The 11,349-nt window shown below is 43.8% G+C and carries 9 protein-coding genes; 3 read left to right on the top strand and 6 right to left on the bottom strand.

The annotated features are described in order from the left end of the window. Positions 1–13: 13 nt before the first annotated feature. The 3 genes from ACZ41C_RS10175 to ACZ41C_RS10165 all read right to left on the bottom strand — a co-directional run bounded on the left by ACZ41C_RS10175 (position 14) and on the right by ACZ41C_RS10165 (position 2,412). Positions 14–310 carry a thioredoxin family protein gene (locus tag ACZ41C_RS10175; RefSeq protein WP_138258789.1) on the bottom strand — a complete coding sequence of 99 codons (297 nt, stop codon included), beginning with the start codon at positions 308–310 and terminating at the stop codon, positions 14–16. Between the two features lie 92 nt (positions 311–402). Beyond that, positions 403–1,632, bottom strand: coding sequence for a metallophosphoesterase (locus tag ACZ41C_RS10170; protein WP_464561167.1), 1,230 nt, complete (start codon positions 1,630–1,632; stop codon positions 403–405). 57 nt (positions 1,633–1,689) lie between these two features. After that, the gene (locus ACZ41C_RS10165; RefSeq protein ID WP_464561165.1) at positions 1,690–2,412 is read right to left on the bottom strand and encodes a copper homeostasis protein CutC; all 723 of its coding nucleotides are present in this window, start codon (positions 2,410–2,412) and stop codon (positions 1,690–1,692) included. Positions 2,413–2,452: 40 nt separating this feature from the next. Between ACZ41C_RS10165 and ACZ41C_RS10160 the strand changes: the two genes are divergently transcribed. Both ACZ41C_RS10160 and polA read left to right on the top strand, forming a co-directional pair. After that, on the top strand, positions 2,453–3,448 hold the full coding sequence (locus ACZ41C_RS10160; RefSeq protein WP_464561163.1) for an isoaspartyl peptidase/L-asparaginase family protein: 996 nt from the start codon (positions 2,453–2,455) through the stop codon (positions 3,446–3,448). A gap of 73 nt (positions 3,449–3,521) precedes the next feature. Continuing rightward, positions 3,522–6,356 carry a DNA polymerase I gene (gene polA, locus ACZ41C_RS10155; protein WP_464561161.1) on the top strand — a complete coding sequence of 945 codons (2,835 nt, stop codon included), beginning with the start codon at positions 3,522–3,524 and terminating at the stop codon, positions 6,354–6,356. Positions 6,357–6,425: 69 nt separating this feature from the next. On the opposite strand, the gene ACZ41C_RS10150 is transcribed toward polA, so the two are convergent. Continuing rightward, positions 6,426–6,986 carry a hypothetical protein gene (locus ACZ41C_RS10150; RefSeq protein ID WP_464561159.1) on the bottom strand — a complete coding sequence of 187 codons (561 nt, stop codon included), beginning with the start codon at positions 6,984–6,986 and terminating at the stop codon, positions 6,426–6,428. Positions 6,987–7,280: 294 nt separating this feature from the next. On the opposite strand from ACZ41C_RS10150, the gene ACZ41C_RS10145 reads away from it, so the two are divergent. Next, positions 7,281–7,610: a T9SS type A sorting domain-containing protein gene (locus ACZ41C_RS10145; RefSeq protein WP_464561157.1), complete on the top strand. Its 330-nt coding sequence runs from the start codon at positions 7,281–7,283 to the stop codon at positions 7,608–7,610. On the opposite strand, the gene ACZ41C_RS10140 is transcribed toward ACZ41C_RS10145, so the two are convergent. Both ACZ41C_RS10140 and ACZ41C_RS10135 read right to left on the bottom strand, forming a co-directional pair. Next, the gene (locus ACZ41C_RS10140; protein WP_464561155.1) at positions 7,611–10,022 is read right to left on the bottom strand and encodes a TonB-dependent receptor; all 2,412 of its coding nucleotides are present in this window, start codon (positions 10,020–10,022) and stop codon (positions 7,611–7,613) included. Between the two features lie 10 nt (positions 10,023–10,032). Continuing rightward, a complete protein-coding gene (locus ACZ41C_RS10135; protein WP_464561153.1) occupies positions 10,033–11,223 on the bottom strand; it encodes a DUF4249 domain-containing protein in 1,191 nt (396 codons plus the stop codon). Positions 11,224–11,349 lie beyond the last annotated feature (126 nt).

Raw genomic sequence — 11,349 nt, 5'->3', positions numbered from 1 at the left:
TTAAAAACTGCCGCTAAACGTACTCGTTTAGGATGCCTATGAGGGTTTTTGCGTCTTGCTCGCCACTTTGGCGCCAGACCATTTCGCCCTTTTTATAGATCATTAAGGTGGGAAGACCTTTAACACGCAATGCCTGGGAAAGTTCCTTGTTTTTGTCCACATCGATTTTTATGACCTTACCTTTGTCTCCCAAGGCAGCGGCCACATCGCGCAATACGGGATGCATGGCAGTGGATTGTTCGTTCCATTCTGCATAGAAATCCAACAGCACGGGAACGTTCAAGTCTATAAGTTCACCAAATTTAGACATAGAATCGGCTTTGCGTTACAAGCCAAATGTAGTAAAAAATGTTAAAATACAACGCCGGCCCCATGTATTGTGTAGAACGGGCCGAGTTAAAATCATGTTAAGGTCTTTTTTTTAAGGGTGAGTACCGTAATTTCCGGCCAGATGCCCACCCTTCCAGGATAGCCCAAAAACCCGAAGCCCCTATTGACGTTAATAAACTGGCCCAACTCCTTATAGATTCCCGCCCAATGTGGATAGCGCCATTTGACGGGACTCCATTTCACCCAGCCGGGAATCTCTATCCCAAATTGCATACCATGCGTATGCCCGCTTAAGGTCAAATGATAGTGCTTTTCGTCATGCAATACTTCTTCGGACCAATGGGAAGGGTCGTGGCTCATTAAAATGGTAAAATCGTTAGGATGTATTTGTGCTGAAGCCTTTTTAAGGTCGCCGGCTTTTTTGAAACCACCTTTTCCCCAATTTTCCACCCCAACCAAGGCAATACGGTCCTTCCCTTTTTGGAGGTATCTGTGTTCGTTGAGCAAAAGGTCAAACCCCATATTCCGTTGCAAGTCCTTCAAATCCTGTAAATTCTTCTGTTTAGAGGCCTCCGTTTCCCATGCGATGTAATCCCCGTAATCATGGTTGCCCAACACGGAAAACTTACCATCCTTGGCCTCCAAGGTGCTGAACAAATCGGCCCAAGGCAACATTTCCTCGGTCTTGTTGTTCACCATATCCCCTGTAAAAAGTAAAAGGTCGCTCTTCTGTTTATTGATTAGGTCTACACCATATTCTATTTTTTTTCGGTCGTCAAAACTACCACTATGAATGTCCGATATTTGGGTGATCTGGTAACCATCAAAACTATCCGGCAGATCCTCGAATTCCAAGGTATACTTCAGCACCTTGAAATTATACTTGCCCTTGTACATCCCATACAAAAGTGCGCCAAAAGGCAAAGCCGCTATCCCCAAGGCGATCATACCCAAAAACCTGCGCCTTTCAGGGAGGGTGAACTCCTTGGATGCCCCAAAGAGTTTTTGGTATACACCAGAAAGGATTCTGAAAATATCCTCGGAAAACAAAAAGAGTATGATGACCAACTTAAAGGACAACATCGTCAGTAAAAAGCCAAAGGCATAACTTTTAGGCCTGCTCAACACACGACCCGCCTCCTCCCCTGCGGTAAACTGATAAATAAAATTGACCAGGATGGCCAGTGAAACCAAAATATAAACCAGATAAACCCAAGGTTGCCTGAACAAGGTCCGTAAGGCCTGAACAATATAAAAACTCAGTCCTAGGTAAATCAGTACAAAAACTATCCAGCGGAACATTCCTTTCTTTTTTACAAATATATTTTATGCACGACGGGAAAGTGGTGCATTTGGATTTTATTTAACCTTAACGACCACGGCTTTTATCGTTTCAAAGTTTGAAACACCCAGCTTATCATCGTTCAAAAAGGATGCCGAGTTCATGGAGATGGGAGGCGGTGCGGCCAACGACTGTCTGAACTTGGTCCCGGACAAATGTATCGCCTCAAAGCCCGCTTCCAGAAAGGACCGGACATTTCCTTCGTTAATACCGGAACCTGGTATGATCGCCACATTTGGAAATAGTCTTTTCAAATCCCTCAAAAGGTCCATTCCTTCCAGGGCGGACTTCCCCTGACCGGAAGTAAGCACATAATCCACCTTCAAATCCGTAAGTGTTTCCATCGTCCTATTGGGATTTTTCACCCAGTCGAAAGCTCTGTGAAAGGTAAACTTCATCCCTCGCGCGGCTTTCATCAACGCGGCCGTCCGTGCTACGTCCAAGGTAAAATCAGTATGTAGAACACCCGATACAATACCTTCAACACCCATTTTCCTGCACAAGGCAATATCCTCCAGCATTACCTTGAATTCAACATCGGAATAGGTAAAATCGCCACTTCGGGGCCGGATCAATACATGTATCGGGATGGAAATCCGTTCCTTTACCGTTTTCAGCAATCCATAGGAAGGCGTTATACCGCCAACGGCCAATTCGGAACACAGTTCAATTCGGTCGGCTCCCGCCCGTTCCGCATTGATGGCAGATTCAACGGAATTTGCACAGACTTCTACTAGCATCTTCTTATATTTAATTTCTTAAAAGTAAAGAACCGAACCAATGCAACGAAGAAAGTTTTTAAAAAATTCCGGGGCCCTTACTGCAGGCATGTTGGCAACTCCCATAATAGCGGCACCCAGCGACCATGAAAAGAACCAAAAACCAATCGACACCCAATCAAACGCTACCATTCCCATCGCCATCTGCACCTGGGATTTTGGCAATGCCACGGCAAAGGCCTGGGAAGTATTGAGTGCCGGAGGAAGTTCCCTGGATGCCGTTCACCAAGGCGTAATGGTTGAAGAAAACAATCTGGATAATCAAACTGTGGGCAATGGTGGCAGGCCGGACCGGGATGGAAACGTAACACTGGATGCCTGTATCATGGACAAGGATGCCAATTGCGGGGCCGTTTTGGCCATTCAAAATATTGCCAATCCCATTTCCGTAGCGCGTAAGGTCATGGAGGAGACACCCCATGTAATGCTGGTGGGCAAAGGTGCGGAACAGTTCGCCTACGAACAAGGTTTTGAAAGGACAAATCTCTTGACCGAAAAATCAAAAATGGAATGGAAGGAATGGAAAAAAACATCGCAGTATAAACCCATCATCAATATTGAGAACCACGATACCATAGGCATGTTGGCCATAGACGAAAAGGGAGATATCGCAGGTGCCTGTACCACGAGCGGCATGGCCTATAAAATGGCCGGGCGCGTGGGCGATTCCCCCATCATAGGTGCCGGACTCTTTGTGGATAACGAGGTGGGTGGGGCCACGGCCACGGGGGTGGGCGAAGAAGTGGTACGGACCGTGGGCAGTTTTTTGATAGTGGAACTGATGCGCCAGGGAAAATCGCCCCAAGAAGCCTGTGAGGAAGGCGTAAAACGTATCATTGCCAAGAACAAGTACAAGCAGGATTTCCAAATTGGGTTTATCGCCATCAATAAAAAAGGGGAAACGGGTGCCTATTGCATACATCCAGGATTTACCTATAGAACCTATACCAAAGATGGGCATTTGAATAATCCTTCGGGTAGTTATTTAAAATCCTAGGCCCTGTTGGTTGTGCCTATAAGCTTTCAATACAAAGTTCGTACTTTTAACCCCTCACCTATAATTTTTAAAAATGTCGGAACAAAAAAGACTGTTTTTACTGGACGCCTATGCGTTAATTTTTAGAGGCTATTATGCCCTGATAAAAAACCCTAGAATCAATTCCAAGGGGATGGACACCAGTGCCATCATGGGTTTTATGAATTCCCTGTTCGATGTGATAAAGCGTGAAAAACCGGACCATTTGGCCGTCTGTTTTGACAAAGGTGGCAGTACTGAGAGATCGGAACTTTTCCCGGAATACAAAGCAAACCGAGACGAAACTCCCGATGCCATCCGGATTGCGATACCCTATATCCAGGATATCCTAAAAGCTATGCATATACCTTCGGTTATTTTGGAAGGTTGGGAAGCGGACGATATCATAGGCACCTTATCAAAACAGGCCGAAAAAGAAGGCTATAAAGTGTTTATGGTAACTCCAGATAAGGATTTTGGGCAGCTGGTATCCGAAAATATTTTTATGTACCGACCCGCACGTATGGGCAACGGAATCGAGATATGGGGAATTCCAGAGGTCCAAAAACGCTTTGGGGTAGAACGCCCGGAACAGGTAATCGATTACCTGGGCATGATGGGCGATGCCAGTGACAATATCCCCGGCCTGCCCGGTGTAGGAGACAAAACGGCCAAAAAATTCATTGAGCAGTTCGGATCCTTGGAAGGGCTTTTGGAAAATGCGGACCAGTTGACAGGCAAAATGAAGGAAAAAGTCATTGAAAATGCCGAGTTGGGCCGACTCTCCAAAAAACTGGCTACCATTTGCACGGATTGCGACGTTACCTTCAATGCAGAAGACTATGAACTTTCCGTTCCGGATAGCGAGGCCGTCCAAAAAATATTCGAGGAACTGGAGTTTCGAAGACTAAAGGAGCAATTCATCAAAATATTCTCAGGGGAAGAGGAAACTACGGAAACCCAAGTAACCAGCACGGAAACGGCCCAAAAAATAGCTTCCTCCGCAGGTAGTGGCCAATTTTCTCTTTTTGGTGGGGATGGAGCTTCCCCTGCAACTATCAAGGATACTTCCAGTCGAAATACCATAGCCGATGTTCCCCATGTGTATCAGAGTGTGGCCCAGGGAATGGCCATGAAGTTGTTCCTACAGAATTTAATGAAACAGACCTCCGTCTGCTTTGATACGGAAACCACCTCCATCAATCCTTTGGAGGCGGAATTGGTAGGTATCGCCTTTTCCTGGGAGGCCACCAAGGGCTTTTATGTGCCGTTTCCAAAGGACCGGGACAAGGCCCAAGAACTAATCGAGGAGTTACGCCCGTTTTTTGAATCGGAGAATATTGAAAAAATCGGCCAGAACCTAAAATATGACATTAAGGTCTTGGACAAGTATAATATCAGGGTTCACGGTAGACTTTTTGATACGATGTTGGCCCATTACCTAATCAATCCGGATATGCGCCATAATATGGACGTACTCTCCGAAACTTATCTGAACTATACCCCCATTTCTATAACGGAGCTCATCGGCAAAAAAGGTAAAAACCAGCTTTCCATGCGTGAAGTGCCGTTGGAAAAACAAACGGAATATGCCGTGGAGGATGCGGATATCACCTTTCAACTCGCCCAACATTTTAGACCGGAATTGGCGGAAGCCAAAACGGACGGACTTTTCGGGGATATCGAAATACCCTTGTTAAGGGTCTTGGCCGATATGGAACTGGAAGGTATCAATTTGGACATCGATTTTTTAAAGTCCCTTTCCAAAGATCTGGAAAACGATATCGCCAATCTGGAACAACAAATTTATGAGGCCGCCGGGGAAGAATTCAATATTGGATCGCCCAAACAGCTGGGCGAGATCCTTTTTGACAAAATGAAGTTGGTGGACAAACCGAAGAAAACCAAGACGGGGCAATATTCCACGGCAGAGGACGTACTTTCCTATCTGGCCAAGGATCACGAAATCATTCGGAATGTGCTGGATTATAGGGGGCTTACCAAACTAAAGAGCACCTATGTGGATGCCTTGCCGGAACAGGTAGAACCTTCTACCGGCAGGGTACATACGGATTATATGCAAACCGTTGCGGCCACCGGACGTTTGAGCAGCAACAACCCCAACCTACAGAATATTCCCATTAGAACGGAAAGGGGTAGACAGGTACGAAAAGCCTTTGTCCCAAGAAATGGGGATTATACCTTACTGGCAGCGGATTATTCCCAGATAGAATTGCGCATCATTGCCGCCCTAAGCCAAGAGGATACCATGATCGAGGCTTTTAAAAATGGGGAGGACATCCATGCATCCACGGCCTCCAAGGTTTTTAACGTGCCCTTGGAAGAAGTAACCCGGGAGCAACGAAGCAATGCCAAGACCGTAAACTTTGGAATTATTTATGGGGTTTCGGCCTTTGGGCTAAGCAATCAGACGGACCTATCGCGTTCAGAATCCAAAGATTTGATAGATACCTATTATAAAACCTACCCGAAGCTTAGAAACTATATCAGCGAACAGGTGGATTTTGCCCGTGAGCACGGATACGTACAGACCGTTCTGGGCCGTAGGCGCTATCTAAAGGATATCAACGGAAGCAATGCGGTTGTTAGAGGAGCCGCCGAGCGAAACGCCGTGAATGCCCCCATACAAGGAAGCGCGGCCGATATCATTAAAATAGCCATGATCAATATCCATAAGAAATTGATCGAGGGCGGATACAAATCCAAAATGCTGCTTCAGGTACACGATGAATTGGTTTTTGACATTTACAAGCCCGAATTGGAAACCTTAAAGCAGGTAATTAAATCCGAAATGGAGAACGCCTATGAATTGGCCGTTCCCCTGGATGTTGAACTGGGTATGGGAGAAAACTGGCTGGTAGCCCATTAAAATCGGTAGATATAGAAACAAAAAGGCACCCTGCTAAGGTGCCTTTACTATTTATTTTTTCCGAAAGTCTTAGTTCAAACTATTGGCCCACTTATGGGACATCGTTTTGGACCTTTTGAAAAGGTTCAAAAAGGGTTTAAAATAACTGGCCAAGGAATATGGTTCAAAATCGAATCGTAGGATAACTTTTTTGGAATCGTTTCCGGTGATGGCCAATCCATTTTGTATTTTGAAATCCATATACGGAAATACATAAACCGCCTCCATATCCTTTTCCTTATTGAAAAAATAATTTCCTTTTCCATTTAGGTAGAAACGGAATGTACTATAATTCCCAACAGGAAGTTCCAAAGCCTCCTTGGTCTTTAAATACAAACCTGTATGCATCCCCTTTAGGTTCAAAGCCTTGTTGCCCTTGAAATTGGGCATTTCATGTTCTTTGCCCGCATTGTCCAAAACGGAGATATGGGAAACGTTCAATAACATTTCGGACACGCCCCTATTCATGGCTATGTCACTTATTAAGGTCAATTCTTCAATCCTATTTCCTTTGTTGTCCCATTGATCCATCATATCCAAAGAGAATGGTATCGATTGCCAAATTGTTGGGTATACTCTTCTATATTTCATAACGCTGTATATTAAAATTATACGGTACAAAATTCAGAATCGTTTTTGGGGGCCAAAACAAGAATCTTCACATATTTCTATGCTATATTAACCTGAGTGCTCTATTTTAATAAGATATTAGGTCAAAATAACATTTTATTGGCATCGCCAAAGGGTTTAATACCCCGAGGTAGTTTACTGATGATTAAGGTGTATCCCAAGAGCCATCAAATCAAAAAGTTAATTACTCTTAAAAAGATACTATTTTGAATTTGTAAGGCGTTCTAGGTATTGTTTCTAAAGGTTGGCAGTGCCATGAAAAGAATGATTTTTGTTTCCCTTTGTTTGTTTAGCACCTTGCTGTTTTCACAACAGAAAAAGGCTGTGGACGATGCATCTGCCGTACAGGAAATAATAATCTTCCCAAATCCCGCTACTACGGTCGTAAATGTCCTTGGCCTCAAGAACGCACCACAGGCTTCCATTGTTCTATCGGACACGTATGGAAATACACAGAATAGTTATCAGTGGGAAATAAAGAACAATGCCTTGAACATTCCGGTTGCAAACCTCGACCCCGGGATCTACTTGCTTTCCATCATTTCACCGGAACAAAAGGTTCAGAAGAAGTTCGTAAAGCAATAATTAGTCGAAAACAAAATTATAGGTCAGTGCCAGTAAGGGGCTATTCAGAACGGAAAGTTCGTAAGACCCCAATGGACTATCCAGAAATACCGCACCATCCTCGGCGCCCTGTCTTTGTGTGTAGTACACATTAAATGGATTTCTCCTGCCATACACGTTGTAAATGGTAAAAATCCAATCCCCTTTCCATTTTCTGTTGGGGTTTTTACCGTAGGATACCTTCCATGAAAAATCCAGCCTGTGGTACGGGCGTAATCGGGCATTATTTCTTTCCAAAAATATAGGGACGTCCAAATCCTCGATTTTAAAAACGCTGTTGGCTACCGTATAGGGCCTACCTGTTTGTGCGGTAAAATTGAAACTCCATGTATTGTAGGGATCGCCCTCAAAATTAACCGTTCCGTTGAATACATGAGGTCGGTCAAAATCAGATGCAAACCATTCGTTATTGTTGATTCTATCCGCCAAACGTTCATTTTGGGACCGTAATAAACTTCTGGACCACGTATAGTTGAACCATCCATTGAATTTACCCTTGGGTTTCCTAAAGCTCAATTCTACCCCGTACGCCTTTCCTTCTGCCTGAACGATATCCCGCTCCAAATATTCCTGCAAAAAGAAGTCGGCACCCGGTTTATAGGTAAGATTGTTATCCGAGGTCCTATAATAGCCCTCCAAACCGAGTTCAATGGTATTATCCGCTACCCCGGTATAAATTCCAAAACCATAGGTATCACTATTTTGGGGAACGATATTGGGGTCCGAAGTCTTCCAACGTGAGGTAGGCAAAGGGGTCGTTGAATTATACACATTTTGTAGGTATTGGTTCAATCTAGCAAAACTCGCCTTGATGGAGGTTACCTCCCCAAGTTTATAGTTGAGCCCCAATCGTGGTTCCAAATCATTATACGTTTTTACACCGGCACCTTTCTCAAAAAAGGTGGTTCCCAAAAGTTCTCCCGTAATATCATCAAAAGAACCCTGGGTATAAGGACCCACAAACACAAAATGATTAAAACGCAGGCCTGCGGAAAATTTAAGCCGCTCACCCAACAACCAATTCAGATTTCCATAGCCCGAAAAAACATAACTATTCTCCTGCGCCAAATCAACGGGCAAAATACTATTGCCATTGCCAGGGTCTAGATTGCCAGGTTGAATGGTGTACTTATTGATTTGGACCCCAGCGTAGTAATCGACCTTTTCATTTATGGTATTTGTCAATTCCGAAATAAAGCTTAAATAATTAATGCCAGAGTCAAACTCTATTTCATTATCGCTCTGTTGTTCTGGAAAAATGGTTTTGGGATTATAATCGCTCATCACCAACAAGGTCCTAAGAATACGGTCATTGCTAAAACTATGTGTCCAATTAAGGGTGCCGTTCAATGTCCTAAAATCAAATTGGTTATTTTCCGCATTGATATTTTGGATCTTGGTTATCAGATCCAACTGATAGAAATCCTTTGTGAAAAAGCCCGTAAAAGATATCTGGTCCTTTTTCGTGGGCAAATACAATAGTTTTAGGGTAGCATCCTGAAAATTGGCCTTGGTATTCTTTAAACGTTCAGAAAATAGTGGCAACAGGAAATCCGTAAAACCCGCCCTGCCCCCAAGGCTCACCATCAATTTATCCTTTATCAATGGAGTTTCAATGGCCAACCGACTTGAAATGATACCAACTCCGCCGCTCAATTTAAATTTATTCGTATACGGATTTTTGACCTTTACATCCAATACGGAAGTTGTTCTTCCTCCATATCGGGAAGGAATATTTGCCCGATACAAATCTACGGATGAAACCGATTCTGGAGTAAATACCGAAAACAAACCGAATAAATGGGTGGGATTAAAAACAGGCGCATAATCATACAGTAATAGGTTTTGGTCCAAGGAACCGCCCCGTACCGATAGTCCGTTACTAAGTTCCCCAGCGTTGTTTACGCCAGCTAACAATGTCATACCTCGCAGCACATCAAACTCCCCGATCGCGGCAGGTATTTTTTTAAGCTCTTGGGCATTCAGTTCCAACGCGCCCATTTGCGGGGTTTCCAAATTGTCCAAAATTCGTTTGGCACGTACAACAACCTCCGAGAGCTGCTCTTCCTGCGGCCATAATTTAACCGTAACCACCTGGCTTCGATTTAGACCGATGTTTAAAACCTCTTTGGTAAATCCAATATAATTTACGGTTGCCGTGTAATCCCCACGTGGCAAATCAATTGAAAACCTACCGGCCCCATTGGTTATTCCCCCACAATTACATGGAGTTATGGAAATCTGTGCGTTTTCCATGGGAAGATAGGTCTCCTCGTTCAGCACTATTAGGGATAAGGTGAAATCTTGGGCATGGGCTAGGAAAGCTGAAAAGAATATCGCTACAAATAAAATGGATTGGTTTTTTAGTCTCATTTGCTTTGTTTTACTGCCAACCCTCCGGTTCAATTGCGGTTCTATATCTCGATTCTTCACATGGGGCCAAATTGGTGGCAGGAGGGGGATAGGGTGAACCTATGGTAGGTTCCAAGGAAACGGCTGGTGGCTGTCTGGTCGCAATAGCAGCTTCGTTGATAAGTTCCCTTTCTACATACACATTGACTATAGAAGAAGCGGCCGCGGTAAACCTGCCCAATACAATTTCCTGAGAATCATCAGCATTGTAAAGATTACCAATTAAGGCCGCTGGCGGCGGGGCATTAAACCCCGAGGCATTGTCCACAATATCCTTCAAGACCTTGTAATATTTATGGGCAGCGGGGGTCAGGGAGAATTGTTGTACTTCTACCACCATGTTTTCCTTTGTATACAATGGTAAAGAACCCACTTCCAAACCGGTAACCGTTTTCCCGTTCGAAAATGTATCATCAAAGATGTTGACAGATTCAGGGTAACGTATGGACCAACATTCCGTTTCACAGATATAGTCGAAGTATCTGTACAATCTACCACTCAAATCATACGGGACACAGCCTCCTTCTCTATATATACCCTCGTTACAACGTATGCAATAGTCCAGATTTTCAAAGGAGCGATAACTCCAATAGTAATTGTTTTCGGAATTTGAAGGATCGTCAAAACTGACTGAAATCTTGTGCCCAGGTATAAATCGGTTTGCCGAGGGCCTAAACTCCAACTCAGGATCGTAATCGATTGAAACAACGGTTATGGGCACAGGGGTTAAAACAATCTCAGGCTCAGACTCGTATATAGTGCCATTGGGCATGACAACAATGAGCTTCCAACGTTCCCCAGGTACCACCTTAAAATCCTGAGGTGAGAGGTATGCATCTTCAGATTCAAAAAAACTAACAGTTCGCCCCGTATCCTGGTTTTCCACATGTACCGAAGCCCCGGTTATGAATTCCAAACCCCTAACCCCAAATTCCGTGACAGATTCATTTATGCCAACATAGGAAGAACCGGCATTGGAACTGGCAAAACCCTCTATAAAAATAAGCCCATCCTCATAATCAAATTCCGGAGAAACTGGATCGATGCATCCAACAAGAAAAAAAGAAAAAACCAGGATTCCGGTAAGGGGCCTCACAACAAAATCAAAAAAAATACTGTTGAAAAATTTACTTTTGAATGTGAGCGACCGAATGGGTATCATATTAAAATTGTAAAATCAAACTTTTTCTTTCACTACTGCAAATAAGGGAAAGATACCATTTTAAATAATAAGCTCTCATAATTACCTGATCATCCTTCAGACCAAAATAAAAAAACCTTCCAATTT

The organism is Maribacter sp. C-4077 (assembly GCF_055378385.1).
The sequence above is the reverse complement of the archived record's forward strand: the minus strand, read 5'-3'. Positions and strand labels throughout refer to the sequence as shown.